This is a genomic window from Flavobacterium sp. 5 (genome assembly GCF_002813295.1).
GTDB lineage: Bacteria > Bacteroidota > Bacteroidia > Flavobacteriales > Flavobacteriaceae > Flavobacterium.
This window is the reverse complement of sequence record NZ_PHUE01000001.1, coordinates 591,719-617,999: the sequence shown is the minus strand read 5'-3', so window position 1 is coordinate 617,999 and position 26,281 is coordinate 591,719. Positions and strand designations below refer to the sequence as shown.

At 32.5% G+C, this 26,281-nt stretch carries 28 protein-coding genes; 3 read left to right on the top strand and 25 right to left on the bottom strand.

The annotated features are described in order from the left end of the window. The first annotated feature begins 225 nt into the window (after window positions 1–225). Entirely contained in the window at window positions 226–1,260 is a 1,035-nt protein-coding gene (locus CLU82_RS02545; protein ID WP_100841610.1) for a LacI family DNA-binding transcriptional regulator, read from the top strand. A 74-nt stretch (window positions 1,261–1,334) separates the two neighbouring features. Here the strand turns inward: CLU82_RS02545 and CLU82_RS02540 are convergent, their stop codons facing one another. The 25 genes from CLU82_RS02540 to CLU82_RS02420 form a co-directional block, all read right to left on the bottom strand. Continuing rightward, on the bottom strand, window positions 1,335–2,186 hold the full coding sequence (locus CLU82_RS02540; RefSeq protein WP_100841609.1) for a DUF4861 family protein: 852 nt from the start codon (window positions 2,184–2,186) through the stop codon (window positions 1,335–1,337). 130 nt (window positions 2,187–2,316) lie between these two features. After that, a complete protein-coding gene (locus CLU82_RS02535) occupies window positions 2,317–3,930 on the bottom strand; it encodes a UxaA family hydrolase (protein ID WP_100841608.1) in 1,614 nt (537 codons plus the stop codon). Window positions 3,931–3,949: 19 nt separating this feature from the next. Beyond that, window positions 3,950–5,398: a tagaturonate reductase gene (locus CLU82_RS02530; RefSeq protein ID WP_100841607.1), complete on the bottom strand. Its 1,449-nt coding sequence runs from the start codon at window positions 5,396–5,398 to the stop codon at window positions 3,950–3,952. A gap of 176 nt (window positions 5,399–5,574) precedes the next feature. Then, window positions 5,575–6,246: a bifunctional 4-hydroxy-2-oxoglutarate aldolase/2-dehydro-3-deoxy-phosphogluconate aldolase gene (locus tag CLU82_RS02525; protein ID WP_100841606.1), complete on the bottom strand. Its 672-nt coding sequence runs from the start codon at window positions 6,244–6,246 to the stop codon at window positions 5,575–5,577. 15 nt (window positions 6,247–6,261) lie between these two features. After that, the gene (locus tag CLU82_RS02520; protein WP_100844905.1) at window positions 6,262–7,284 is read right to left on the bottom strand and encodes a sugar kinase; all 1,023 of its coding nucleotides are present in this window, start codon (window positions 7,282–7,284) and stop codon (window positions 6,262–6,264) included. Between the two features lie 4 nt (window positions 7,285–7,288). Then, window positions 7,289–8,689, bottom strand: coding sequence for a glucuronate isomerase (gene uxaC / locus CLU82_RS02515; RefSeq protein WP_100841605.1), 1,401 nt, complete (start codon window positions 8,687–8,689; stop codon window positions 7,289–7,291). Window positions 8,690–8,710: 21 nt separating this feature from the next. Next, window positions 8,711–9,502, bottom strand: a complete 792-nt coding sequence (locus CLU82_RS02510) for a gluconate 5-dehydrogenase (RefSeq protein WP_198520179.1) — start codon at window positions 9,500–9,502, stop codon at window positions 8,711–8,713. A gap of 4 nt (window positions 9,503–9,506) precedes the next feature. After that, entirely contained in the window at window positions 9,507–10,343 is an 837-nt protein-coding gene (gene kduI, locus CLU82_RS02505; RefSeq protein ID WP_100841604.1) for a 5-dehydro-4-deoxy-D-glucuronate isomerase, read from the bottom strand. A gap of 179 nt (window positions 10,344–10,522) precedes the next feature. Further along, window positions 10,523–11,962: an MFS transporter gene (locus CLU82_RS02500; RefSeq protein WP_100844903.1), complete on the bottom strand. Its 1,440-nt coding sequence runs from the start codon at window positions 11,960–11,962 to the stop codon at window positions 10,523–10,525. Between the two features lie 534 nt (window positions 11,963–12,496). Further along, a complete protein-coding gene (locus tag CLU82_RS02495; protein WP_100841603.1) occupies window positions 12,497–13,168 on the bottom strand; it encodes a PolC-type DNA polymerase III in 672 nt (223 codons plus the stop codon). Beyond that, window positions 13,168–15,087: a DUF294 nucleotidyltransferase-like domain-containing protein gene (locus CLU82_RS02490; protein WP_100841602.1), complete on the bottom strand. Its 1,920-nt coding sequence runs from the start codon at window positions 15,085–15,087 to the stop codon at window positions 13,168–13,170. Before CLU82_RS02490 ends, CLU82_RS02495 begins: the two co-directional genes overlap by 1 nt. A gap of 52 nt (window positions 15,088–15,139) precedes the next feature. Continuing rightward, entirely contained in the window at window positions 15,140–15,370 is a 231-nt protein-coding gene (gene nrtS, locus CLU82_RS02485) for a nitrate/nitrite transporter NrtS (RefSeq protein WP_100841601.1), read from the bottom strand. Between the two features lies 1 nt (window position 15,371). Then, window positions 15,372–16,142 (bottom strand): TerC family protein, encoded by a 771-nt coding sequence (locus CLU82_RS02480; protein ID WP_100841600.1) that lies wholly within the window; start codon window positions 16,140–16,142, stop codon window positions 15,372–15,374. 43 nt (window positions 16,143–16,185) lie between these two features. Continuing rightward, the gene (locus tag CLU82_RS02475; RefSeq protein ID WP_100841599.1) at window positions 16,186–16,560 is read right to left on the bottom strand and encodes a DNA topoisomerase IV; all 375 of its coding nucleotides are present in this window, start codon (window positions 16,558–16,560) and stop codon (window positions 16,186–16,188) included. 57 nt (window positions 16,561–16,617) lie between these two features. Further along, window positions 16,618–17,193, bottom strand: a complete 576-nt coding sequence (locus CLU82_RS02470; protein ID WP_100841598.1) for a DUF1572 family protein — start codon at window positions 17,191–17,193, stop codon at window positions 16,618–16,620. 6 nt (window positions 17,194–17,199) lie between these two features. Further along, window positions 17,200–18,198, bottom strand: coding sequence for a YhcG family protein (locus CLU82_RS02465; protein ID WP_100841597.1), 999 nt, complete (start codon window positions 18,196–18,198; stop codon window positions 17,200–17,202). A gap of 47 nt (window positions 18,199–18,245) precedes the next feature. Further along, complete coding sequence (locus CLU82_RS02460; RefSeq protein ID WP_100841596.1) at window positions 18,246–18,818, bottom strand: pentapeptide repeat-containing protein; 573 nt, start codon at window positions 18,816–18,818, stop codon at window positions 18,246–18,248. Then, on the bottom strand, window positions 18,806–19,120 hold the full coding sequence (locus CLU82_RS02455) for a type II toxin-antitoxin system RelE/ParE family toxin (RefSeq protein ID WP_100841595.1): 315 nt from the start codon (window positions 19,118–19,120) through the stop codon (window positions 18,806–18,808). Before CLU82_RS02455 ends, CLU82_RS02460 begins: the two co-directional genes overlap by 13 nt. Beyond that, window positions 19,105–19,335, bottom strand: coding sequence for a hypothetical protein (locus CLU82_RS02450; RefSeq protein ID WP_100841594.1), 231 nt, complete (start codon window positions 19,333–19,335; stop codon window positions 19,105–19,107). Before CLU82_RS02450 ends, CLU82_RS02455 begins: the two co-directional genes overlap by 16 nt. A gap of 27 nt (window positions 19,336–19,362) precedes the next feature. Further along, complete coding sequence (locus tag CLU82_RS02445; RefSeq protein WP_100841593.1) at window positions 19,363–19,581, bottom strand: DUF6095 family protein; 219 nt, start codon at window positions 19,579–19,581, stop codon at window positions 19,363–19,365. 3 nt (window positions 19,582–19,584) lie between these two features. Then, window positions 19,585–20,400 carry an N-acetylmuramic acid 6-phosphate etherase gene (gene murQ, locus CLU82_RS02440; protein WP_100841592.1) on the bottom strand — a complete coding sequence of 272 codons (816 nt, stop codon included), beginning with the start codon at window positions 20,398–20,400 and terminating at the stop codon, window positions 19,585–19,587. Between the two features lie 489 nt (window positions 20,401–20,889). Continuing rightward, window positions 20,890–22,074, bottom strand: a complete 1,185-nt coding sequence (locus CLU82_RS02435) for a sodium:proton antiporter (RefSeq protein ID WP_100841591.1) — start codon at window positions 22,072–22,074, stop codon at window positions 20,890–20,892. A gap of 203 nt (window positions 22,075–22,277) precedes the next feature. Continuing rightward, window positions 22,278–22,745 (bottom strand): OsmC family protein, encoded by a 468-nt coding sequence (locus CLU82_RS02430; protein ID WP_100841590.1) that lies wholly within the window; start codon window positions 22,743–22,745, stop codon window positions 22,278–22,280. Between the two features lie 153 nt (window positions 22,746–22,898). After that, window positions 22,899–23,567 carry a ZIP family metal transporter gene (locus CLU82_RS02425; protein ID WP_100841589.1) on the bottom strand — a complete coding sequence of 223 codons (669 nt, stop codon included), beginning with the start codon at window positions 23,565–23,567 and terminating at the stop codon, window positions 22,899–22,901. Window positions 23,568–23,663: 96 nt separating this feature from the next. Next, window positions 23,664–24,428 (bottom strand): bifunctional 2-polyprenyl-6-hydroxyphenol methylase/3-demethylubiquinol 3-O-methyltransferase UbiG, encoded by a 765-nt coding sequence (locus CLU82_RS02420; RefSeq protein WP_100841588.1) that lies wholly within the window; start codon window positions 24,426–24,428, stop codon window positions 23,664–23,666. A 280-nt stretch (window positions 24,429–24,708) separates the two neighbouring features. Between CLU82_RS02420 and CLU82_RS02415 the strand changes: the two genes are divergently transcribed. Together CLU82_RS02415 and CLU82_RS02410 are read left to right on the top strand one after the other, a co-directional pair. Continuing rightward, window positions 24,709–24,999 (top strand): hypothetical protein, encoded by a 291-nt coding sequence (locus CLU82_RS02415; protein WP_100841587.1) that lies wholly within the window; start codon window positions 24,709–24,711, stop codon window positions 24,997–24,999. A 45-nt stretch (window positions 25,000–25,044) separates the two neighbouring features. Further along, on the top strand, window positions 25,045–26,211 hold the full coding sequence (locus tag CLU82_RS02410) for a class I SAM-dependent RNA methyltransferase (protein ID WP_100841586.1): 1,167 nt from the start codon (window positions 25,045–25,047) through the stop codon (window positions 26,209–26,211). Window positions 26,212–26,281 lie beyond the last annotated feature (70 nt).

The window sequence follows — 26,281 nt, the reverse complement described above, 5'->3', positions numbered from 1 at the left end:
AACAAAAAAAAGTCGATTAAAAAATTATAAATAAAATAAAAACCGATTATTTTTGCGAAATTGTTTAAGTAATGTTTAATTTTATGAATTTATTAAGTTTTAGTCCTTGCTTTTAAATCAAAAATTATTGAATAAATTAATTTTTATGCAATCGATAACATTAGTCAGTTTTAATTGAATTTTTTATTTATTTTTACCGATATAAATTATACCTTAAATTCCAGAATGGATCAAAAAACTACAATTTACGATATTGCCAAAGCACTGGATATTACAGCAGCTACTGTTTCTAGGGCTTTAAATAACAATCCCAAAATCAGTGAAGTCACTCGGAAGTTAGTTTTGGAAACTGCTGCTAAAATGAATTATAAGCAAAATAAATTAGCACAATCGCTTCGTAGTGGGAAAAGTAATAACGTTGGTGTTATTGTACCACGTATTGATAGCAACTTTTTTGCTTCTGTAATTCGGGGAATCGAAGAAGAATTGCGTCCAGAAGGATATCATGTAATAATTTGTCAGACTAATGAGGACGAAGCCAGACAAGCTGAAAATATTACTGCTTTATTGAATGCTCAGGTTGATGGAATTCTGATGTCGATTTCAAATGTTTCCAAGGAAAATGATCATGTGATAAAGAATGTAGTTGATAAAAACGTGCCATTAATCTTTTTTGATAGAAAGAAAGAAATGGATGGTGTTAGTTCTGTTACTATTAATGATTTTCAAGGAGGGTATTTAGCAACAAAAAACCTTATCGAGCAAGGGTGTAAGCGTATTGCTCATTTAACCGGAAATCAATCACTTGAGATATATGAAAATAGAAACAAAGGATATCATAAAGCATTAGAAGATTTTGGCTTAGTATCTAATGAAGACTATGTTTTTCAAACTAAAAGTAGTGTCGATGCAGGAAGACTTGCTGTAGAAAGATTATTAAGTTTGAATCCACCACCAGATGGAATCTTTTCTTCGAGTGATTTTGCTGCATTAGGAGCCATTCAGGAATTGAAAGAAAGAGGAGTGAAGATACCTGAAGAGTTTTGTGTTTTTGGTTTTGGTAATGAACCTTTTACTCGTTTTATGGAGTTGTCAATTTCGTCTGTAGATCAATCACCTTTGGAGATGGGGAAAATGGCGGCTAAAGTTTTTCTGGAACAAATCAATAATACTGATAAAATAAAAATTGAAAAGAAAGTAGTTTTAAACCCTGAATTACATATCCGAAAATCATCTACAAGAAGTTTATCTTCCAAATAGTATTCCGATATTATTTTGACTTATATAAAAAAACTCGCTACTAAGCGAGTTTTTTTATGCCATATATCTTAGATTTATTTTTTTAAAAATGAAACTAATTTTTCAAAAGTATTTATTTCTTTTTCCAAAGCACATGACGAAATTATTGTAGTTTCTAAATGTTCAGTTGGTTTAGAGACCAATAAATATTGAGTTCCATCGTCTAAATTTTTTGTATAATCTTTTGGGTTGTATTTTATAGCTGCCCCAATTTCAACTTGTGAAGCCGCAACATCTTCAGGATGAAGTCCCCATACTGCAATATAATTAGCTCCTTTATCTGATTTAAAATCTTTAAAGTAATTGACACCAGTAACAAACTGTACTTTGATTTTACTTAAACAAATAGCTTCTACTTTAGCCTCTCTTTTTCCTGAAAATACAGTAACTCGAACTAAAATATCAACTTTTTGTCCTTTGTATGGAACACCTTTAGAAATCATCTCCATGTAGGAAGTCGTATCTGTTTTTCCAACACGAGCCAAACGATTGGTAACAGGATTTAATGGAACTACTTTTTCTCCATCCCAAAGCTTTACTCCACCAAGCCCAACTGTGTTGGCAACTTTATAATAATCAGCTCCCCATCCTTCTTTTTGTTGAGCAGGAGTAGGGTACCAATTTGCCTTTCTTAGTTCTAATCCTAAATTTGGTTTTGAATAGACATCAATGGCTTCTTTTTCACTAAAATAGATTCGTAGTGCCATCCATTCGTTTTCAATAGCAGGTCCGTGATGACCTATTGTTTGGTATAAATCTCCTGATTCTGAACCGATATCAGTAAGATAAGTAATCTTATCCGATTTCATGTACAGACTTGTATCCGTTTTGTTTTGACCAAAACAAATACCACAAAACAGTAAAAAAGGAAGAAATGATATTTTCATAATTATATTTTTTATCGATTAAAAATTAATTGCAGTAAGGAATGATTTAACTAAGTAAAAAAGCAGTTAGAAATCAACTCTAACCGCTTTTTATTTAAACAAATAATAATCTAAAAAACTATTTTCAATATTATAATGATACTCCTCTTTTCCAAGGAATAAATACATCTTGTTTTAGCTGATCTGCTTTTGTTTCTATGTTTCCGCTCGCCAATTCTATAATATAATCTACGATTTCTGCTCCTACTTCAGTAATGGTTTTTTCACCAGTAATCACAGTTCCAGCATTTACATCAATTATATCTGACATTCTATTAATTAATGCTGTGTTTGAAGAAATTTTTACCACAGGTGCAATCGGATTCCCCATTGGATTTCCTAAACCTGTTGTAAATAAAACCACGGTTGCTCCTGAGCCGACTAAACCTGTAGTACATTCAGCATCATTCCCAGGTGTATTCAAAAGATTTAAACCTGGTTTTGAAATATATTCTCCATAATCTAAAACATCTACAACAGGCGAAGTTCCACCTTTTTTGGCTGCACCTGCAGATTTCATTGCATCAGTAATTAATCCGTCTTTAATATTCCCTGGAGATGGGTTCATATCAAAACCTGAACCTGCATCCACAACAGATTTTTCAAAAGCTTTCATTAAAGTCAAAAACTTATCTGCTTTTTCTTCGTCCACACATCGGTTCATCAATTCTTGTTCAACCCCACATAATTCTGGAAACTCTGCCAAAATGGTTTTCCCACCCAAAGCTGCAAAAATATCTGAAACAATTCCCAATGAAGGATTTGCCGAGATTCCAGAAAAACCATCAGATCCGCCACATTCTAAACCAATGCTTAGTTTTGAAAGTGGTGCAGGTTTACGTTTAATTTGGTTGGCTCTTTTAATAGCTTCATAAGAATCTTTAATCACCATTTGAAACATTTGGTCGGTAGTTCCAATTTGTTGTTGCTCATAGATCAAAATTTCTTTATCACTATTCGGGCTCATTGTTTTCAAGGCCTTTTGAAAAATATCAATTTGCAAATTCTGGCAACCCAAACTTAAAACTGTTGCACCTGCAACGTTCGGGTTGTTTACGTATCCTGCAAGCAGTTTTGCTAACAGCTCTGAATCTTGTCGAATCCCACCGCAACCACCTTGATGATTGATGAATTTTATTTCAATATTATCTAAAAGATTCTCATTTGGAGATTTATCTGCAACTTCTTCAACACTTTTTTCTTCAATTAAAGAGCGTAATAAATTTTTATAAGAAACCTCTTTTTTAGGTAGTAATTCATTTTCGAAAATATCTTTCAGTTTCTCGATATTTTTGTTTTCACAAAAAACCAATGGAAAAAACAACCAAACGTTTTTGGTACCCACTTGTCCATCTGTACGGTGATATCCGTTGAAAGTTTTGTCTTTCCAGCGATCTACATTTGGAGGAGTCCAACCTAAATTTCCGGTTTTACCGAAAACTTTTTCACTTTGATGTTTTACATTTTCGGTGGTAACTACTTCTCCTTTTTTTACGGGTAGTGCAGCTTTTCCAACTAAAACTCCATACATTATGATATCATCACCAATTGCAAAATCTTTCTCTGCAATTTTATGTTTTGCTTTAACATCAGTTGTTGGTATAACGGTAGTTCCCTCAAATGTAATTTGTTCGTTTTGTACCAAATCGGTTAAAGCGACAATTACGTTATCTGCTGGGTTTACTTTTATTAATTTCTTTTGCATGATAATAATTTTTGAAGTTCTAAACTAGAACTGTTTTACTGAAATTTGCAAAGCCATTTTCAATTCCATTAGTTTCAATCTCATTTAAAGCTGTTACTAAAGCTTCAGATAAACCTTTGATTTTAGTCAAATCTTCACCCCAGAATTCGGTATTAGCTAAAACTGATGCTACAACTGAATCTAAAGATCCTAATTCCCAAGCATTTTTGAATGCTTCAACTAATTCTGGAGTATCTTTTACTGGTAATGCTTCATTGTTCCAAGTTCCTTTGTAAAATTGGATTAAACAAGCTAATGAAAAAGTTAATGCAGTAGGTAGTTTTTGAGTTGCATTATAGTGTCCTAATAAACTTGGTAAAACTCTAACTTTGAATTTTGAGATAGAATTTAAAGCAATATCAGCAAGTGCATGTTTGATAAATGGATTTTTAAATCTGTCCATTACTTCTTCAGAATACGCTTGAATTTCATTCTTATCCATATCAAGAGTACCGCTAATTTCGCTAATTACACTGTTTACAAATTTCCCAGTAAAATCGCCGTTAACTGTTTCCATTACTAATTTGTTACCGTATAATAATGAAATAGGAACCATTGCTGTATGAGCTCCGTTCAAAATTCTAACTTTTATCATTTTGAAAGGACGTATATCGTCAACAATCTTAACATTCAAATTTGTTTTGTGGAAAGGTAGTTTTGCTTTTAGCGCCTCACCGCCTTCAATAGCCCAAAGGAAGAATGGTTCTGCAGCAACAATTAAATTGTCTTGATAATCTAATTTGTTATTGTAGTCTTCAATTTCAGCTCTAGGATATCCTGGAACAATTCTGTCAACCAAAGTACTGTGATACGTACAAGCTTCTGATACCCATGTTTTAAATGCATCTTCTAACTTCCATAAATCACAATATTGTAAGATACATTTTTTTAAAGTCTCCGAGTTGTAATCAATCAATTCACAAGGAATGATAGTCAATCCTTTTGAAGCATCTCCTTTAAAATGTTTGAATCTTTCATGTAATAAAACAGTCAACTTTGCTGGAAATGCAGCAGGTGGTTGCATATCTGGTGTGTCGCTGTCAAGAAATTCAATTCCAGCCTCAGTAGTATTTGAAACAATAAATTGAAGTGCCTCTTCTTTGGCTAAAGCTAAATAATCTGCAAAATCACTATATGGATTTATTGCTTTTACAATATTAGTAATTAGCTCAATGTCTTGAATTTTTTCACCTTTTTTGATTCCGTTCATAAACAAAGTGTAAAGACCATCTTGATCGTTAATCATATTTACCATACCATCTTTCAATGGTTGAACGATTGCGATACCAGCATTGAAATCTACTTCTTTATTTAGTGTGTGAAAAGCGTAATCAACAAAAGCTCTAAGGAAATTCCCTTCTCCAAATTGAATTACTTTAATAGGTTGTAATTTCTCTAATCCTAAATTTTTTCTATTTAAATTTTTCATTTTTTCCTTTTACTATATTATTTGTTTGGTTCTTTTTTCTTTTTCGAACTACACTTTATTCTTTAAATAATAAGCGACTGAATTTATTGTTAGAATGGTTGCTTTTGATCCTTTAATGAGGATTGGGGACCAAATTCTTCTTATCTAACTATTTTTAAGCCGCTTATTTTTTAGTTTTATTTTTGCCTAACCTCTTTAATGGTAGCTAAAGTTTTTCTGACTTGAATTTCTAATACATCCAAATCTCGGCTTAACAATATTTCGTTGGTTATTAGTTGAGAACCAATGCCTACACATGTTGCACCAGCGTCAAACCAGCTTTTTAGATTTTCTTTTTCAGTAGTGACACCCCCTGTAGGCATAATACTTGTCCAAGGGCATGGTCCTTTTATTCCTTTTATGAATTGAGGTCCATAGATTTCACCCGGAAATAATTTTACAATTTCACAACCCAATTCTTCAGCTTTAGCAATTTCTGTGAGTGATGCACAACCAGGTGACCATAATACTTTTCTGCGGTTACAAACAATAGCAATATCTTCTCTGAAAACTGGAGTAACAATAAAATTGGCTCCCATTTGCATATAAAGTGAAGCAGCTGCTGCATCTGTTATAGATCCTACTCCCAGAATCATTCCTGGTAATTCTTTTATCGCATATTTATTAAGCTCTCCAAAAATTTCAAAAGCAAAATCTCCTCTGCTTGTAAATTCCATTAATCGGGCGCCACCATCATAACATGCTTTTAGTACTTTTTTTGCTAACGATACATCAGTATGATAGAATAAAGGAACTAAACCTGTTTCTTTCATTACTGCCGCAACTTCAATTCTTGTATATTTTGCCATAATTATTTTATGTTTTTATCTAGAAACTAATCCAGCAGAATCGCCATCTGCCATGTTTTGTACTTCTTTTAAGGTCGCCAAATTGTAATCTCCGGCAACGGTATGTTTTAAACAACAAGCAGCAACAGCAAAGTTTAAGGCTCTTTGGTTATTATTAGGATATTCTAATAAACCGTAAATTAATCCTCCCATAAAGGCATCTCCACTTCCAACTCGATCAATTACTGGGGTAACTTCTTTTACAGCGGCTTGATGAATTTTTCCCCCATCAAATAATATTCCGCCAATTCTTTGGTGCGAAGCACTTACCGAATAGCGTAATGTTGTAGCTACTGTTTTTAAATTCGGAATTAAATCAAATAATGCTGTATACAAAACCGGAAGTGATTTCTCATCTTGATAGTTTGGATTTACTTTAGGTTTTCCTAACATGAAATGCGCCGTATCAATATCTCCTAAAATTACATTACAGTATTGTAACATTTCTGGCATAACTTCACTTGGAGTTTTTCCATATTGCCACAATTTGGATCTGTAATTCAAATCACATGAAATGGTTAATCCTAATTTATGAGCAACTTTAATAGCTTCTAAACAAGCTTCGGCTGCGCTCTCAGATATTGCAGCTGTGATTCCACTCCAGTGAAACCAGTTAGCATCTTTTAGTACATTTTCCCAATCGATACTTCCTTTCTCGATAGTCGCCATAGAGCTATGTGAACGGTCGTAAACTACGTTACTTCCTCTTGTTCCAGCACCTCTTTCAAGAAAATAAATCCCTAAACGTTCTCCTCCATAAATGATATTTTTGGATTCTACGTTCATTTTTCGTATTTCTCTTAACGCGCATGTTCCAATCTCATTTTCTGGTAATCGCGTTACAAATTCTGCGGTTATACCATAATTTTCTAAAGAAACAGCAACATTAAATTCACCTCCACCATAAGTAGCTCCAAACGCTTGGGCTTGACCAAAACGTAAATTTCCTTCTGGTGAAAGGCGTAACATTATTTCTCCGAATGAAACTACTTTATTCATTGTATTAATATTTAAAATATTGTTTGGCATTATTATAACTAATGTCTGAAACCATTTTACCTATCCATTCTATGTCATTAGGAAGTTCACCTCTTTTGATTTCATCTCCTAAAAGGTTACAAAGAATACGTCTAAAATATTCATGTCTTGGAAATGATAAAAAGCTTCTGGAATCTGTCAACATTCCAATAAAACAGCTAATAAGTCCCATGTTTGAAAGTGCATTCAATTGTTTTGTCATTCCGTCTTTTTGGTCTAAAAACCACCATCCAGAACCAAATTGGACTTTACCTTTTACACTTCCGTCGTTAAAGTTACCAATCATGGTAGCCATTACTTCATTATCGGCAGGATTCAAATTATAAATGATTGTTTTTGTCAATTTATTTTTGCTATCCAAGGCATTCAAGAAACCAGATAGTTTTTGAGCTTGTGGATAATCTCCAATAGAATCCCATCCGGTATCTGGACCTAAAATACTATGCATACGAGCATTATTATTTCTCAATGCTCCTAAGTGAAATTGTTGCACCCATCCGTATTTATGATACGTTTCGGATAAAAATAATAAGATGGCACTTTGAAATTTTAAAGTTTCTTCATTAGTTAAGACTTGATTTTCTCTTTTTCTTTTAAATATAACATTTATCTGATTTTCAGTAAAGTTTTCAAAATAAATTTGATCCAAACCATGATCACATAATTTGCAGCCATTTTTGTCAAAATATTCGATTCTGTTTGTTAATGCTGAACATAAATCTGCATACGAATTAATAGAAACTCCCGCCACTTCTGCTAAAGTGTCTATATAAGCATTGTATCCATCATTCGAAATAAGAATAGCTTTATCAGGTCTAAAAGCGGTACTTACTTTTGTAGTAAAGTCACTTTTTGCTAATTTTTGGTGATATTGTAAGTTGTCAATCGGATCTTCAGTAGTACATACAAATTCAGCATTTACTTTTTTAAGTAAGTTTCGTGTACTGTATTCCTGAGAATTGATTTTTGCAGAAACTTGTTCGTAAATTGATTCTGCCGATTTTTCGTTTAATAATTCAGTAATACCAAAATAACGAGCCAATTCTAAATGTGTCCAATGATACAAAGGATTACGCATTGTATATGGAACTGTTTTTGCCCAATTGATAAATTTATCTTTATCCGAACCATTTCCTGTGATAAATTGTTCGTTGATTCCTAAAGTACGCATAGCCCGCCACTTGTAGTGGTCTCCATTTATCCATGCATTGGTAATACTGTCGAAAATTTTATCTTCGGCAATAAACTGAGGATTTAAGTGATTGTGATAGTCTATAATAGGCTGATTTTTAGAATAATTATGATATAATTCTTCAGCATATTTGTTTTCTAATAAAAAATTGTCATGTATGAAATTTGTACTCATTATAATTTCATTAAAATATTATTATTCGTTTGAAGGTTTTCCAATTGTTGCAAGGATTCCGCCATCTACATAAAGGATGTGACCGTTTACAAAATCACTTGCTTTTGAGGATAAAAATATGGTTGCACCTGCTAAATCACTAGGATCTCCCCATTTTGCAGCTGGCGTACGACTGATTATAAAATCATTAAAAGGATGTCCATCAACTCTGATAGGTTTAGTTTGTTCAGTAGCAAAATAGCCTGGTCCAATTCCATTGATCTGTATATTGTATTTTGCCCATTCGGTAGCCATGTTTTTGGTTAACATTTTTAAACCGCCTTTTGCAGCAGCATAGGCCCCTACAGTATTGCGGCCCAATTCACTCATCATGGAACAAATATTGATTATTTTACCTTGTCTTCTTTCAATCATTCCTTTTGCAACATGTTTGGAAACGATGAAAGGACTCACCAAATCAATATCAATCACTTCTTTAAAATCGGCAACTTCCATTTCGATTAATGGAATTCTTTTAATGATTCCTGCATTATTAATTAGGATATCAATTGGTCCAACTTTACTTTCAATGTTTTGAATAGCATCTTTAACCTCTTGCTCATTTGTTACATTAAATTTATAACCAACCGCATTGATACCTTCATTTTGAAGTTCCTTAACGGCATCATCAATTTTTTGTTGTGAGGAGTTACCGTTTACAACAATTGTAGCCCCAGCGTTACCTAATCCTTTTGCCATTGCCATTCCCAGTCCGTGTGTACTTCCTGTAATTAGGGCAATTTTTCCATTTACATCAAATAATGAATTTATCATTGTCTTATCTTAAATCTGTGATTTTACAAACATCCATATCTCCATAGTCTAAGTTTTCACCTGCCATTCCCCATATAAAAGTATAGTTACTAGTGCCTGATCCAGAGTGAATTGACCATGGCGGAGAAATAACCGCTTGATGATTATTCATCCAAATATGTCTAGTTTCCTGTGGCTGTCCCATAAAGTGACATACAGCTTGGTTTTCTGGAATATCCAAATAAAAATAAACCTCCATTCTGCGATCATGTACGTGAGCTGGCATTGTGTTCCAAACACTTCCAGGCCTTAATTCCGTCATACCCATTTGTAATTGACAAGTAGTAACAACACCTCCAATGATCATTTGATTTACCGTACGGTGATTTGCAGTTTCCATTGTGCCTAATTCTAATTTATTAGCTTCTGCTAAACTTACTTTTTTAGTTGGATAAGTGGTGTGGGCAGGAGCTGAATTAATGTAAAATTTAGCAGGATTTTTTGAATCAGCACTTTTAAAAATGACTTCTTTATTCCCGCTTCCAATATAAAGGGCATCTTTAAGACCTAATTCATGTGTTACTCCTTCAACAACAACCGAACCGTTTCCGCCAACATTTATGATTCCCATTTCTCTGCGCTCTAGAAAATAACCAGCTTTTAGAGGATCAATAGTTTCCAAGGTTAAATCTTTGACAGGAACTGCCGAACCAGTAATATAACGATCATAGTGTGAATACGTCAATGTAATCTCGTCTTCCTTCATTAAATCATCAATCAAGAATTCATCTCTCAATTGTTTGGTATCATATTGTTTTACGGCTTCTGGACTTGAAGCATATCTAGAGCTATATTTTGTCATGGTTTAGTTTTTAATGTAATCGATTACACAAAAGTAATTTAAATTTTTAATAAACAATATATTTTAGGCTATTTTTAATTAGATTAGCGGATACATTAAGTTTTTTTTATTGTAAATAGCATTGATTTGATTCATAATTACTAATTTGGTTAGGTTAGTATTAGGAGTTGTTTTGTTTTTTAAAGATCAGTAATCGGGCTGTATTTAGGAACTAATGATTTCATAACAGTCCATCCTATTAAATAGCAAACAGAACAAATGGAAAAAATGATAAAATATCCAGCTTCTATTCCTTTGAACCCCATGAAAACCATATCTGTGTTTTTGCTATAATCAAATAAAACACCAGATCCTTTATTAATGATAGTTGAACCAACTCCTCCGGCTAAACCACCAATACCAGTAATGGTTGCAATTGCTTTTTTAGGAAACATATCTCCAACACTAGTAAAAATGTTTGCTGACCAAGCTTGGTGTGCAGCTAACGCAATACCAATAACAATAATTGGAAGCCAGTATGAAATATGTCCTAAAGGTTGTGCAAGAAGTGCTACTAATGGGAAAAACGCAAAAATTAACATTGATTTCATTCGTCCTTCATAAGGATTCATGCCTTTTTTCTCAACAAAGTAGGTTGGTAACCAGCCACCAATGATTGAAAGTAAAGTAATCATGTATAAAACAAATAGGGGGAAAGCAGCTTCTGTAGAATCCATTCCATATACTGAACTTAAATACGCTGGTGTCCAGAATAAGAAAAACCACCAAACACCATCAGTCATGAATTTACCAAATGCAAAAGCCCATGTTTGTTTGTATTTTAAGCAATCTACAAGTGAAACTTTAGTAGTAGTTTCAGGTACATAGCCTTCAATTTTGCTGTCAGAAAGTATGTCTTGTTGAATATATTCTAACTCAGCTGTTGTAACTTTAGAATGACTTTCAGGTTTGTCATAAATAAAAATCCAGAAACCCATCCATATAAAACCTAAGGCTCCAATGATTATAAAGGCCATTTCCCATCCAAAAGCTTTTGCAATAAATGGTATAGAAATCGGTGCAGCTAATGCGCCAATTGTTGCTCCAGCATTAAAAATACTTGTTGCAAATGCTCTGTCTTTTTTAGGGAAGTACTCAGCTGTTGTTTTGATAGCAGCCGGAAAGTTTCCTGCTTCACCGACTGCGAGGACGAAACGAGCAAAAATAAACAAAGTAACACTTACGTTAATTACTAAAGCGGTATCGCTTACATTATGGATTGCTTCCTTAGCTCCTTCGAAACCAACAAACCAATTTCCTGTTATTACTCCTGATGTTGCAATTCCTGCAAAAGCATGCAAACAAGCACCTATTGACCATATTCCAATTGCCCACAGGAAGCCTTTTTTGGTATCCATCCAATCAACAAATCGTCCAGCAAACAATAAAGATACTGCATAGAAAATAGAGAATAGGGCGGTAATATTTCCGTAGTCATTATTTGTCCAGTGAAATTCGGGAGCAATAAAATCATTCCATGTTAGAGATAGTACTTGTCTATCAAGATAGTTAATTGTTGTTGCAAAAAAAAGCATTCCACATATTGTCCACCTGTATTTTCCTATATTTTGATTATCCATCTGTTTTTTGTTTAATTTTCGCAAGTTTAATTAAATGTAATCGATTACACAAAAATAGTTTTTATTTTTATATATACAATTTATTAACTACTTTTTTTTTAATGCAGTAATAAATAATGTTTTTTTTTGCGGTAAAGGTATAATTTATAATTACACAATCGGTTGTTTGAATAAAAAATATAACGAGTTACAAAAAAATGTAGATTTTGAAATTTTTTTAGGATTTTGAAATTCTAGGAATTAGCTTCTATGCTTTTTTTGTTCTAAAACTAAATATATAAGTCGCTAAATAATTTTTCTTTTGTAATAATGAGAAAAAAGCTGTTTTGTAGATTACTAAAGATAAATTAGAATTCTAAGTTTGATTCTAATTGTAGATGATTTTAAAATGCCAAATCTATATCTTTAGCCGTGATCGCAGCGGCATCCTTTGCTTTTTTTCTTTAAAAAAGCAAAGATATAGCGAAGAGCAGGACTCATGTTATTGAAATCCTGAATGCTTCTGCTCCTAAAAAAAAATAGAGCAGAGTTTGGTTAATAATAAAATAGATCTTTTAGAAGAAACTCACCTTTTCTTTTTTTCTCTTTTAATTTTTTTACGATTTTCAAGAAGGCGATAGCTGTAATATAGGCATCACCCATTGCGGTATGACGATCTTTTTTGGAAATATCAAATTTATCGGCGAGATCATCCAGAGCGTAATGATCTTTATATTCTAATAAATTGGATCTAATCAGTGTCTTTTTATAGAGAAAAGCTGTATCCAATGTTTTGTTTGTTAATATCGGAAGTTCATTTCGCTCCAAGGCACGATTAATCATCGTGATATCAAATATAGTATGATGAGCTATGATAATCGAATCTCCTAAAAAGGCTAAAAACTTTTGCAAGACTTCTAACTCTGAAGGTTTTTTCATAACCAAATCTTTTAGAATACCGTGAATTTGAACACTATTTTTATCATAATGTTCCTGATGGATATACATTTCAAAGGCGTTAGGAATCGCAATGATACCATCTTGTAGGGTAATTGCGCCTATGCAAAGCATTCGGTCATTGTCATAATCAAAGCCTGTAGTTTCAGTATCTAAAACGACAAAGCGAGTGCTTTCAACACTGTGTAAAAGTGCTTCATCAATTGGTTTTTTAGTTATTTTTAAAAAATCAAATAGTTTGGTTTTCCATTCTTTAAAAAAGTTCGTCATTACAATATGTTTGATGCATTAAAGCGGATGGAGATAATTTCTTGTAGTTCTTTAATCGTTTTAAAGGTGCTCTTTAGCTTGATTTTTTCTAATTTGGTAAGATGCTCCAAAGCTATATATTGCCCTGAATCATTGTGAAGAAGACCTTGTTTTGTTCTGAATTTTAAAAGTGCTTTATACGAATAAGCACAAGATAGATACAATTCTCTATTTTGAGGTTCCAATTCGGCTAATTTTTCAAAACGCTCGGGCGTATTACTGATTGATTTTACTGCATGAGATAAAATTAAAACCCTGGCTGCATCACTCAATGGCATTAATGCTCTTCTTTTTATATCGAAGAAATCTTTGTTAGCACCATCTTGTTCAAGTAAAAATTGTCTAAAAAAGCCTGTAGGTGATGGACTTTGTAAAGCTCCGCTCACTAAATGAAGATAAAATACGGGATTCGCTTTGATATCTTCTAGAATAAAATCGGAAAGTTTATTAGCAAGTTCGCTATCACCATAAGAGAGGCTGTAATCAAAAAATATAAAGGATAAAAGCACTTCATCTTTTCCTGTATTTGTGATCCAATGGTGCACTACGTCTTTCCATTCACCTAAACTTAAACACCATTTAGGATTTGATGCCATCATCTCGGCGGGGCAATAGTCATATCCAATTTCAAATAATCCTTTGTTGACATGAGTAGCCAAATCTAAAAAGTATTTTTTAGTCTTTTCTTTTAATTCTTCTGCTACATCTTCATAGACTAAGGCATTATCTTGATCGGTTTGTAATAATTGTTCACTGCGACCTTGACTTCCCATTGCCAGCCAAGCAAATTTTGCAGGCGGAGGAGTAGTCATTTTTTTTAAAGCAATAGCAATAACCTGCTGAATGCAAACATCATTTAACTCGGTAATGATTTTTGATGTCAAAGTTATAGGTATGTTTTGATCTAAATACCCTTGCAGTAATTGCATAATACTGGCACGTATAGGTTTTATTTCCTTATATTTTTTTGCTCTTTTTACAGCTTTTATCAATACAGCAGGATTATTTCCCAGTGATACCATCACGTCATGTTTGGAAAGAATACCAACTGCTTTGGTATTTGGAGTACCATCTTTGGTCAGACATATATGGCTGATGTTACTTTTCATCATAGCCATTTGCGCCTGTGTCGTAGTCAGTTTTTTAGGGTACGTAATAACAGGACTTGTCATTATTACTGATGCTGCTGAAGTAATAGGATATTCGCCAGTAACAATTTTATTTCGTAAATCCTTATCTGTAATAATACCAATAGGAAGTTTATCTTCAACTACAAGTATTGCACCTACATTTTTTTTGGTCATCATTTGAGCAATTTCTTTGGCAGAGGTTGCAGATGAACAAGTAATAATTTTTTTCGAATATTTGACAGGCTGAATATCTAATATTTGAGGATTGTTATCCAAAAGGTCTCCTGCCAGGGTTTCCCCATACAGCTTTCCTCTGTAACTTTCTGAATAAGGATTACTTGTGTTTGAAGCGAAACTTTGAATTAAAAAATTACCAACGTCTTTATTCTGTAGCGCATAAGGTCGAAAAATAGCTATAGGAATGGCATAAAGAATGGTTTCTTCATAGGCTCTAGCTTCCATTTTGTAATTTTCATTTGCAATAAGAGGTCTTAGTCCAAAGATATCTCCTTCGTCGCACATGTCAATAGTATCATTCTTCACACCTTTTCTTAGTGCTATTGCTCCTTTATGAACGACATAAAAGGAGTCATGAGTTTCTTCATTTTCGGCAAAAATAACACTGTCTTTTTCTTTATAAATAATTGAAATTTGTTCAGAAAGTAATTCAATGTCATTTTGATTTAAAAAAGTAAAAGGAGGGAAGCCCTTAAGAAAATCGGCAACTCTATGCGAAATGGTATTTTTCATTGGATTTGTATAATATTTTTAAAAACTAAAATTTACGATAAAAAAAACACAGCTACTTTTCGGTAACTGTGTTTTTAGTATTTGCTTTTTCGAATGATTTTGATGCTAATGTTGAAGAATATAAAGAAACACAAAATGGAGTTATATAGGTCAAGACGATTCTTAAAACATTTCTAAATGTAAAATTGCTTTCCCAAAACACATCATAACTGTTAATCGCGTTTAATATAGTTCCCACTACAACGGCAATAATCAAGGCATTCTTTATGTTTTTTGGAAGCATATTATTTCTTTTTAGTAACTCTCATATTAATTATTTCTACAAATAAAGAGAATGAAATAGCAAAATATAAATACCCTTTTGGAACTGGAGTTACATGGCTTCCAAAAACAAGAGCATTGGCCAAATGAGCACTTTCAGTCAATAACATGAATCCAATTAAAATCAAAAAGGATAATCCTAATATTTGAATGGAAGGATGTTTATTGACAAAATTTCCAACAGGAACAGCAAATTGCATCATAATTAATACCGAAATAATCACAGCCGTAATCATAATAACCAAAGCACCTTCAACACCATTAGTCATTCCAACAGCAGTCAAAATACTATCAAAAGAGAAAACCAAATCAATCATTATAATTTGAAGAATTACACTCTGGAAAGATTTTGCAGTAGCTTTACCTAATTCCTTTTCTTCATGACCTTTTTCATCAACTTTCTCACGAATCTCATTGGTACTTTTATAAATTAGGAACAATCCACCAAATAATAAAATGATACTTTGTCCTGTAACACCTGCATGCAACCAGCTCCAATCAATGGTAAACCAAGGTTTCTTCATTTGGGTTAAGAAATTAATTCCAAACAACAATGCAATCCTCATAAACATAGCCAAAAACATACCCAATTTGGTCGCTTTTTTACGGTCTTCTATCGCTAATTTTCCAGTTGCAATAGAGATAAAAATGATGTTGTCAATACCTAAGACTATTTCCAAGAAAGTCAATGTTAATAAGGCAATCCAAGCATCAGGGTTCAAAAATACTTCCATTTTGTAGTGTTAGGGGTTATGTTTTTTATGTGTTATGTGTTTTTTATTCTGAAATTTTAATTACCGTTCCTTTTTGTCTAGAATCGGCTCCTACCATTCCAAATTCAAAGGTATAGGAATTTTTCGTAGTTGTCAAAATTTTCATGTCAATAGCCTTCTCTTCTGCCTTATTTTTCGGGTGTTTCTTTTGTAAAACATATTCGCAATCATTTATCCAGCGAATTGTAGCGGTATCCGTTTTACCTTCAAAAGTCTCAATTTCAATGCTGTCATTACGCTCAAAAACGGTCGTTTTTTTTACGCCATCAATTTCATACTCAAATTTAAATTTTCCGGTTTTGAAGTCTTTGCAGTTGCGCTCCGCATCATAACACGACATTAAGGATAGTATTGGTAGTAGGAAGATAATTTTTCTCATTTCTATGTTTTATTTTTTTAATGAGAGCCTAATTAGGTTATTAGGCTCTCATTATTTTTATTTCAATCGTCTAAATTCTTCTTCAGTAAAGTTTTTAATGCTTTTCTCTTGAGCAAATTTTGCGTCGTTATAAGTGTTCGATTTGTTTTTAGGAATCGATAAGCTATTCCATTCGTCTTTTTTTAATTGTTTAGCATAAAAAACAATTTGCCCGATGTGGTATGGATAATGAGCTAGTTGTCTGTTGATGGCTTCAATAACTGTATGTCCTTCATTCCTGATATAAATAATCTCCGAAAGTTGCTCTGGTTGCAAGGTTTCTAATGTTCCCAGAAAACAATTCCATCCTTCATTCCAAGAGTTTAAGACTTGTTCTTTTGTTGCTAAATCATTTTCAAATTCTGCATCTCGATTTCGTGTTTCTTTTTCGCCATCGGTGGTTAAGAAATCTGTCCAACGGGAAAGCATATTTCCCGAAAGATGTTTTACAATAACTGCAATGCTATTGGTATCATCGTTTACAGCAACAAAAAGTTGTTCTGCTTCCAATTGTTCCATTGCTTTTTCTCCTAACATTTTATAGTAGAGAAATTGTTTTTTTACACTTTCAAGATATGAGGTAGTAGCTTCCATAATTATTCAATTTTGTTTGTTATTATTATCAGAAAGTGACTCTAAAATCTCCTTCCATTTACGCTGTAATAGTTCTTTACTAGGAAGTTTTGTTTGGTAATCAGCTACTAATGTGGGCGATATTGTTCGGTTTAAAGCATATTCGACTACAATATCATCTTTGCCATTGCATAGTAATATACCAATGCTAGGTTGTTCGTGTGGCTTGCGAATATCTCTGTCTAGTGCTTCGAGATAAAAATTAAGTTGCCCCAAATGTTCAGGTTTGAATTTCTCTATTTTCAGTTCTATGGCAACCATACAATTCAAATTTCGGTTATAAAACAAAAGGTCAATTGCAAAATCCTGGCTGCCAACTTGCAAGGGATACTCTTCTCCCATAAATGCAAAATCTCTTCCAAATTCTAATAGAAATTTTGTTATGTTTTGTGCAATTGCTTTTCTTAAATCTTTCTCTAAATGACTTTCAGGTAATTGAAGTAATTCTAGTACATACGTGTCTTTGAAAGTATTTGTTATTTCTTTTGGAAAAACTCCCGACAGTGTGGCGAGTTTTTCATTTGCAAGCATTACACGTTCAAAACAAGATGTATTGATTTGTCTTTCAAGCTCTCTAACAGACCATTTTTCTTTGATACAAAAAAGTAAATAGAATTCTTGTTCTTCAGAACTTTTGAGCGGTAAAATCAGTCTGTTTTGTGACCAGCTTAATTCTCTCGACAGTGTTGCGAGTTTTGGTAAATTTTTATAAGTTTCTACAAATTGCTTCATTCTCCATATGTTTTGTGGAGAAAAACCAACAATATTAGGTTCCGACTGCTGAATAAAAAGAGATAACTCTTTTACTACCGATTTACCCCAAGTTTTCTTTTCTACTTGTTGACTTACATATTCTCCTACATGCCAATAGAGAGTTACCAATTCCTTGTTTACTGCATGGTAAGCACTCTCTTTTGCTTTTGATATGAGTGCCGTTATGTGTGAAAATTGTTCTTGGAGTTCCATGAGTTAAATTTTAAGTAGCTACAATATAGAGAAGATAATTCAAATAATTACTCAATTTTTATATCATACTTATCCAAAAGCCCAGCAATTCCCTGATTGGAAAATTTAGCTTTTTTCATTGGATTAAATTCAGGATCTATTTTATAATTGTAAGCTGTTGTAAAATCTACTCCAGCCAAAACGGTGTCATTAAAAATAGCATTATCCAAATTACAATTTCCAAAAACAGATTGAGTCAAATTTGTTCCAATAAAAGTAACTTCTTTTAGAGAACAGGAATTGAATTTGGTCTTTGGCATTTTTTTATTCGCAAATGAGCTATAATCCAAAACACAATCTTGAAATTGAACATTGAATAAAAAGTCCTGACATGCCTGGAATTGAATCCCCATCAATTTGCTGTTTTTGAAAGAAACGGTCTTTAGACTAGAACCTCCCAATTGGGTCATCGATAAATTACATTCTATGAATTCACAATCCATAAAACTATTGTTTGAGAAATCACTATTCGAGAAATCACAGTTTTTGAAAACACAATCTTCAAATTCACGATTGTTTATTTTCTTACCGATATAAGTGATTTTTTCAAATGTTTTTTGAATGTGTATTAAGTCTTCCATGGGAGTTTTTTGAATTTTTGGGCATTATGTCTCACACGGAGAATTTGAATTGTAGTTTGGGTAATTTGATAAGAAATACTATAGTCATAAACGATATAAACTCTAAAAGTTCCGTCGTTATTGATTTTTTGTTTATCAATTTTAAAAATTTCGGGTTGCGTTTTTAGAATTTCAGTGCTTTCAAAAATGGTTTCTACAACTTTATCAGCAATTCGGATTGATTTACTTTCAAAAAGAATATAAAAATGAATGTCTTCTAATTGCCCTAAAGCATTTGGAGACCAAATTATTTTCTTCCCCATGTTTTCGAAATTGATATTGCTTCTTCATCGGTATAAAAATTTCCGTTTTTAATATTTTCTAAAGCATTATCAATATCATTATTATAATCAATATTAGTTTCTTCTCTATTTGAATTTATGGATTGCAAAAGATGTTTCATCTTTTCGATAAAAGAAGGGTCTTTTACTTTGTCAATTTCTTGATGAATCCAATTTATTTCAGCTTGAATATCCATGATCTATAGTTTTTGTAAAGATACAAATTAGTCGTTAAATATGCCTTTCATTATTATTTTTAAACCCACAAACATCAAATACATAGATGCCAAACAAGCAATAATTCCGATTCCTAAAACCAAGTAATGCCAATTGGTATGCTGGTTCATAAACGCATTGTAAATTACAGTTGGCCCTATGAACATCAATGGTAAAGCTCCTGTTACGTATTTAATTCCTTTTGCTAATAAATCTTTATTTGCCATGGTTTATTGTTTATTGTAAAAATCAACTGCTTTACGAACACTTCCGTGAGTGTTTAATAATTTGGATCCTTCTTCATAGCTTACAGGAATTTCTCCCATAATCATTTTCACGCCTCTGTCCACAAGTTTACTATTGCTCAATTGCATATCTACCATTTTGTTGCCCTTCACTTTTCCCAGCTGAATCATTGTAGCCGTAGTAATCATGTTGAGTACTAGTTTTTGTGCTGTTCCGGCTTTCATTCTAGAGCTACCAGTAACAAATTCAGGTCCTACAATAACTTCGATTGGGAATTTTGCTGTTTGCGAAAGCGGGCTGCCAGCATTACATGAAATACTTCCTGTACTGATGTTGTTTTCGTTACAGGTTTGTAAACCTCCAATAACATACGGTGTTGTTCCCGAAGCTGCAATACCTACAACAACATCATTTTCGTTTACATTAAATGCTTGTAAATCTAACCATGCCTGAGTTGCATTGTCTTCGGCATTTTCTACGGCTTTGCGAATGGCGGTATCACCACCAGCAATGATTCCAACGACTAAATCAAAAGGAACTCCAAAAGTAGGAGGGCATTCTGATGCATCCAATATTCCTAAACGACCCGATGTACCTGCTCCAATGTAGAATAGGCGACCTCCTTGTTTCATTTTGGCAACTATTTCGGTTACTAATGTTTCTACTTGTGGTAGTGCTTTTTCTACAGCAAGAGGGACGGTTTGGTCTTCTTGGTTGATATTACTTATTAGTTCTCGAACAGACATTTTTTCGAGCTGTTCGTATTTTGATGATTGTTCGGTGGTTTTGGTAAAAGTCATTGTTTTTTGAGTTTCAAATGCGTAAAAAAGTTACGGTTTATTTACTATTACAAACTTAAAGAAAATACTAGTAGTAACCTAAGTTACTAAGGTTCTAAGTTTTTGATTAGCTAAGTTTTTGAGTGAAAATTATTTAATTATCTAATTTTCAAATATAGAAATTAATAGTTACTAGCTCGAAAAGGATAAATTTTGGTTATTGTATCATTTTCTACGATTTTCCTTGTAAAACGGGGACTCCGAAGGAATAAGAATGCCCGCAAACGAGCTTCTGGCAGCGGCGAACGAGCTTCTGGGTGCGGAAAACAATCTTCTGGCAGTGGCAAACTATCTTCTGGCAGGAGTAAACGGTCTTCTGTATACTTCAAACATGCTTCTGACTCCGAATTATAGTCTTCGGTGAGGTAATTGTTTGCTTCGGAAGGGTTTTTAATAACAAAAACGCCAGATGTTTATGCTCCTAAAAATAAGTTGCTGATTTTATAATTGTTAGGATTCTAAATCATTGTCAATAGTTTCTTTATTGGTCATAAGTCCAAACATCATTATTAAAGCAGATAGTATTATGACTTGAATAACTAATGAATTATTGACTAAATCGGTTACTTGATTTTCTGGTATTGATAAAAATAGCAAAATGGTAATCAAACCTCTTGGAGCAATAAATAAAAGAGGTTTGATTTTTAGTTTGAATATTTTAAGAGAGATATATCGTAATGCAAATATCGCTGCGCAAATTCCAACTGCCCAAACAATTGTTTCGGTGTTTAATAATTCGTGAGTTTCGATTAAGTAGCCAAATAACAGAAAAAATAATGCTCTTACTAAAAAAGCAATTTCAGTAGTTAATTCTTTGAATTTATGTACTTCTTTATTTAAAAGGTTTGGTTGTAGTTTTTGAATAAATTTATTGCTTTTAAGTTCGTCTAGGTTTCCAAGAAAAAGCCCAAAAAGGAGGATGAAAATTAAACCTGGCAAATGGTAAACTTTAGAAACAGAGTATATCAGTACGATGCTTAATATGATAGGAATGAATTTTACAGGATGCTTTATTTTGCTTAATAAAAAGGCAAGTCCTAATGTTGCTACAAATGTTATTACGAGTATAATGAATAATTCTACTATAAATTCACCAATGGATGCCGCTCCAATATTGTCGTTGAGGGTTATGAAATTGAAAAGAATTACGCCAAAAATATCAGATAAGCTACTTTCATAAGTGATAAATTCTTTGTTTTTTGAGATAAGATTTTGAGAACTCGGAATAGCAATTGCACTACTAATTACGGCTAGTGGAATGGCATTGGCCAATCCAACTTTAAATGAAATGTTGCCAAAATATTGAAAAACAAATGCCAGTCCAAAACTAAAAAGTAGCATTGGTAAAATAGCAACCAGAGCCGTTTTACCGATAAATGGAAACTTAGATTTGTTTAATTCTAATTCTAAAGAGCCTTCCATAACGATCAAGATTAGTCCTACTGTTCCTAGGACTGGTAAGATTGAGGTCAAATTTGGAACTGTTATTTCCAGAGCATTCGTAGCTTGTTTAACCGCCCAACCCACAATAAGTAATAATATAACCGAGGGAATTTTTGTTTTTGATGAAGTTATATCGAAGATATAGGCTAGAATCAATAATAGACATATTGATATAATGATAGATGTTGTCATTTTTGGATTTTATAACTATTGGGTGTTTTTGTAAACGGTAGCTAAAGTAGCTATTCCGTAAATATAAGAGATTTGTAGAAAAAAAGAGGTTTGTTAAAACGAAATAATGTTGCGTTTACTAATTAAACTTCTAGTTCATCAACACTAAAAATAGTCAAAGGCTGTAAATCTAATTTGAATTGAAGGAAAGGATTCTGTAGTTTTTAATTCGTACAAGTAGGATAATGAACGATTTTAAAATTACAAGAATTGGCGATAAAACAAAGTTCGTTTGCTTTTTTATGCAAGTTTAAGGCTTCGGCTATTTTTTCTTGTTGTTTAATAACTACTTTAGGATGTAATCGTACTTCGATAATACGTCCGGAACCATTCTCCAAAACTTCGAGAGTTGCTTCTGCACCATCCTGATAAGACATTACATCAATGCCGTTTTGAGAGCAAACGTATAAATAAGACATCATGTGACAGGAAACTAAACTGCTCAATAATAAATCTTCGGGATTATATAAACCAGGATCACCTTTGAATGCTTTGGCAGCCGAAATGTTTAAAATATCTTTTCCTTCAATAGCAATTTGATGGGTTTTAAGATATTGTTTTGTGGTGGGAGCTGTTTCTTTTGGAACGGAAGTCCAATTTAGTCTTGCTTTGAATAGATGTTTGAAAGCCATGTTTCTTTGCTTAGATTTATTCTGTTGAAGTTTTTTACTACTTGATCAGCGTAAGGAATTGTAGTAGAACACTTTTTAGATTTGGCGATTTTCTCGCCCTAATCAAAAAGAGATTGAATTATAACATAGCAAAACGTTCTACAAAGGGTAAGCTTATAAAAAACAAGCCAACACAATTCCTATTACAATCATCGAAACTTTAGCAATATTAAATTTATGACCTTCACTACTTTCAAAAATGATAGTGGATGAAATATGAAATAAAATACCAATAACTACTGCTGTAATTTGAGGGTAATATGTATTTAGTACAGGAAAAAAATCAGACACTAGTGTTCCCATTGGAGTCATCACTGCAAACGTGGTCATAAAGATAAAAATGGCTATTTTATTCAATTTAGAATTGATGAAAAACATAGTCAGAATTATGGCTATCGGAAAATGATGTATAGCAATTCCTAATGCTAAATCATGATGATGCCCTACTGGAAAACCTTCTAAAAAAGCGTGAATACAAAGACTGATGAATAACAGCCAAGGCATGTGGTACATTTTATCATGACCGTGTACATGTCCATGTTCTGCTCCTTTGGAGAAAAATTCTAATATAATCTGAAACAAAATTCCGATCATAATAAAAAGTCCAATCTTAGGATTATGGCTTTCGTAAACTTCCGGTAACAAATGCATTACTGTTAGCGATAGCAAAAACGAACCACTAAAAGCAAGTAGTAGTTTGAGATTAGTCTTGCTTTTTGGTTTTAAAAACAAAGCCAAAATATAACCTATCAGTACTGAGAATAAGGGTAAGAGGTAGTTCATTTTTTTATCTTGATGCGTTTAATTGTTGATTAGTTTAAATCGGTAATTTGTTTAAAAGTTAGATACTATTAAATAATACACTTGTATCCGATTCAACTACTTAAAAATCATGATTAATCTTTCGCTTTCAGTTTTGTGGAATTTTTTTAATTTATAATCTCCAAAAATATCTAATAAAAAGATCCCAGCTTCTTCCATCATTTGTTCAAAATCTTTCAGTGTAAGTGCTTTTACTTTTTCGGTGAAATGATAATGGTGTCCTTGGTCATCAAAATCAATTTCTTTGTAAATATGTCCGTCCTTTAAGTAACGTTTGATGTGAAAGTCAATTGAATCTACTGTTTTTACTTCTTCGGGAACCAAAGTATTAAGTACATTGGTAACATTCATAAAATCAATTACAGCAAAACCATATTCGGTTAAGCTTTCTTTGATAGCTTTTAAAGTAGTTAGATTATCCTCGTCGTTTTCAAAATAACCAAAACTGGTGAATAAATTGAAAATAGCATCAAACTTATCTTCAAAAACTTCTCGCATATCATGTACTTGAAAATGCAAAGTTTTATTACTGTTTTTTTGCGCTTCTGTTATACTATTTTCAGATAAATCGGCTCCAATAACATCAAAACCTAATTGATTTAAATATATGGAATGTCGTCCTTTACCACAGGCCAAATCCAATACTTTAGCTTTCTCAGGAAGATTAAGGTAATGGGTTAGATTGTCCATAAACAATTGAGCTTCTCTATAGTTTCTTTCTTTGTAAAGGATATGATAATAGGGACTGTCAAACCAAGAGGCAAACCAATTTTCTGGATTAGTATTCTGATTTTGTGTTTTGTTATTTGTGGAATCGGACATTTATTCTTTTTCAATTAATTTAAGTACCGCAAATTTAGTGTATTTTTGCCTGAAATTTAGTGTTGTGTACTATCTGTTTAAAAAATGAACCTGAAAATAAATGAAATTTAAAAATCGTTTATTAATCACTGGAAGTTTATTAATTAGTTTTATATGAATATTTTTTGAAAATGAAATTGATGTGTTTGTGAAATATTTTTAGTTTGTATTTGAATCTATTTCGAATATAAAAGTTTTAATTATTTAAAACAGATATATATAAATTATAAAAAATCAGCAAATGAATGATTTTGAAGAAAACACTCTAAATGACGAGAAGATAAAATATCATAAAAGAATAATTTATATTGGATTATTGGCCTTTGCAGTATTATCAATTTGGACAATTACTGAACTAAATGGTTTTGAAAACGGTCTGGAAGATGCCGAAATTTGGGCGCCAATTGGATTTGTTTATGATAATTTTGGTTATTGGTCGGCGGTACTGATTTCTCCTTTATTAGGGTTACTTGTTTTATTTTCTAATGTAAAAAGTATAATGAAACTCAAAGAAAATAAAATAAAAAATTAATTAGCACAACACTGCTAATTACTCACAATTGGAATTTATAAAGAAATGGAAAATAATTTTAAGATGATTGCCAAAACCTTTTTTGGTTTTGAAGAAATACTGGCGAAAGAGTTAACAATGTTGGGGGCTCAGGATGTGGAGCAGGGAGTAAGAATGGTTAGTTTTAAAGGAGATAAAGGATTCATGTACAAAGCAAACTTGTCTTTGAGAACAGCTTTGAAGATTTTAAAACCAATTTATTTTTTTAAAGCCAGAAATGAACAAGATTTATACAAAGGAATTCGAGGGACAAATTGGTCTAAATATATCAATGCAAATCAAACTTTTGTAATTGACACAACGGTACATTCGGAGTATTTTAATCACTCTGAATATGTGTCTCAAAAATGTAAAGATGCCGTTGTCGATCAGTTTAGAGAAAGAACAGGACAACGCCCAAGTATTGATAAAGTTTTTCCAGATTTAAGAATTAATATTCATATCGATAAGGATCAAGTTTCGGTTTCATTGGATACTTCTGGAAATTCATTGCACCAACGTGGATATAGAACTGCTACTAATATTGCTCCTATAAACGAAGTTTTGGCAGCGGGAATTTTGCTTCTTTCGGGTTGGGATGGACAAACTGATTTCTTAGATCCAATGTGTGGTTCAGGAACTTTCTTGGTAGAAGCAGCTATGATTGCTTGTAATATTCCTGCGAATATTAATCGTAAAGAATTTGCTTTTGAGAAATGGAATGACTGGGATAATGAATTGTTTGATAATATTCAGAATAGTTTATTGAAACGCGTTCGCGAATTTCATTACTCTATAAAAGGATATGATAAAGCACCGTCTGCAGTTCAAAAAGCTAAGGATAATGTTAAGAATGCTAATTTAACCGAGTATATTACAATTGCAGAAGAAAACTTCTTTGATACTGAAAAGAACTCACAAGGGAAATTACATATAGTTTTCAATCCGCCTTATGATGAACGTTTGGATATTCATATGGAAGAATTTTATAAAAATATTGGTGATACATTGAAGAAAAATTATCCAGGTACCAATGCATGGTTCATTACAGGTAATTTAGAAGCTTTGAAATATGTAGGTTTGAAACCTTCGAGAAAAATAAAGCTTTTCAATGCTAGTATTGAAGCTAGATTAGTGAAATACGAAATGTATGAAGGTAGTAAAAGAACCAAGTTTCAAGTAGATACGGAATAATTAGTTTTTTCATTGAAAAATAAAAACCCGATAATTGCTATATTAAAATAGTAATTATCGGGTTTTTTTA

Bases quoted from the DNA above. Each gene is read 5' to 3' on its own strand.
- CLU82_RS02455 (WP_100841595.1), bottom strand. From the start codon at position 19,120: ATGGGGAAGAAAATAATTTGGTCTCCAAATGCTTTAGGGCAATTAGAA.
- murQ (WP_100841592.1), bottom strand. From the start codon at position 20,400: ATGACTTTTACCAAAACCACCGAACAATCATCAAAATACGAACAGCTC.
- CLU82_RS02450 (WP_100841594.1), bottom strand. From the start codon at position 19,335: ATGGATATTCAAGCTGAAATAAATTGGATTCATCAAGAAATTGACAAA.
- kduI (WP_100841604.1), bottom strand. From the start codon at position 10,343: ATGACAAAATATAGCTCTAGATATGCTTCAAGTCCAGAAGCCGTAAAA.
- CLU82_RS02530 (WP_100841607.1), bottom strand. From the start codon at position 5,398: ATGAAAAATTTAAATAGAAAAAATTTAGGATTAGAGAAATTACAACCT.
- CLU82_RS02415 (WP_100841587.1), top strand. From the start codon at position 24,709: ATGAATGATTTTGAAGAAAACACTCTAAATGACGAGAAGATAAAATAT.
- CLU82_RS02425 (WP_100841589.1), bottom strand. From the start codon at position 23,567: ATGAACTACCTCTTACCCTTATTCTCAGTACTGATAGGTTATATTTTG.
- CLU82_RS02445 (WP_100841593.1), bottom strand. From the start codon at position 19,581: ATGGCAAATAAAGATTTATTAGCAAAAGGAATTAAATACGTAACAGGA.
- CLU82_RS02435 (WP_100841591.1), bottom strand. From the start codon at position 22,074: ATGACAACATCTATCATTATATCAATATGTCTATTATTGATTCTAGCC.
- CLU82_RS02545 (WP_100841610.1), top strand. From the start codon at position 226: ATGGATCAAAAAACTACAATTTACGATATTGCCAAAGCACTGGATATT.
- nrtS (WP_100841601.1), bottom strand. From the start codon at position 15,370: ATGCTTCCAAAAAACATAAAGAATGCCTTGATTATTGCCGTTGTAGTG.
- CLU82_RS02480 (WP_100841600.1), bottom strand. From the start codon at position 16,142: ATGGAAGTATTTTTGAACCCTGATGCTTGGATTGCCTTATTAACATTG.
- CLU82_RS02470 (WP_100841598.1), bottom strand. From the start codon at position 17,193: ATGGAAGCTACTACCTCATATCTTGAAAGTGTAAAAAAACAATTTCTC.
- CLU82_RS02525 (WP_100841606.1), bottom strand. From the start codon at position 6,246: ATGGCAAAATATACAAGAATTGAAGTTGCGGCAGTAATGAAAGAAACA.
- CLU82_RS02410 (WP_100841586.1), top strand. From the start codon at position 25,045: ATGGAAAATAATTTTAAGATGATTGCCAAAACCTTTTTTGGTTTTGAA.
- CLU82_RS02520 (WP_100844905.1), bottom strand. From the start codon at position 7,284: ATGAATAAAGTAGTTTCATTCGGAGAAATAATGTTACGCCTTTCACCA.
- CLU82_RS02475 (WP_100841599.1), bottom strand. From the start codon at position 16,560: ATGAGAAAAATTATCTTCCTACTACCAATACTATCCTTAATGTCGTGT.
- uxaC (WP_100841605.1), bottom strand. From the start codon at position 8,689: ATGAGTACAAATTTCATACATGACAATTTTTTATTAGAAAACAAATAT.
- CLU82_RS02460 (WP_100841596.1), bottom strand. From the start codon at position 18,818: ATGGAAGACTTAATACACATTCAAAAAACATTTGAAAAAATCACTTAT.
- CLU82_RS02430 (WP_100841590.1), bottom strand. From the start codon at position 22,745: ATGGCTTTCAAACATCTATTCAAAGCAAGACTAAATTGGACTTCCGTT.
- CLU82_RS02510 (WP_198520179.1), bottom strand. From the start codon at position 9,502: ATGATAAATTCATTATTTGATGTAAATGGAAAAATTGCCCTAATTACA.
- CLU82_RS02490 (WP_100841602.1), bottom strand. From the start codon at position 15,087: ATGAAAAATACCATTTCGCATAGAGTTGCCGATTTTCTTAAGGGCTTC.
- CLU82_RS02535 (WP_100841608.1), bottom strand. From the start codon at position 3,930: ATGCAAAAGAAATTAATAAAAGTAAACCCAGCAGATAACGTAATTGTC.
- CLU82_RS02420 (WP_100841588.1), bottom strand. From the start codon at position 24,428: ATGTCCGATTCCACAAATAACAAAACACAAAATCAGAATACTAATCCA.
- CLU82_RS02495 (WP_100841603.1), bottom strand. From the start codon at position 13,168: ATGACGAACTTTTTTAAAGAATGGAAAACCAAACTATTTGATTTTTTA.
- CLU82_RS02465 (WP_100841597.1), bottom strand. From the start codon at position 18,198: ATGGAACTCCAAGAACAATTTTCACACATAACGGCACTCATATCAAAA.
- CLU82_RS02540 (WP_100841609.1), bottom strand. From the start codon at position 2,186: ATGAAAATATCATTTCTTCCTTTTTTACTGTTTTGTGGTATTTGTTTT.
- CLU82_RS02500 (WP_100844903.1), bottom strand. From the start codon at position 11,962: ATGGATAATCAAAATATAGGAAAATACAGGTGGACAATATGTGGAATG.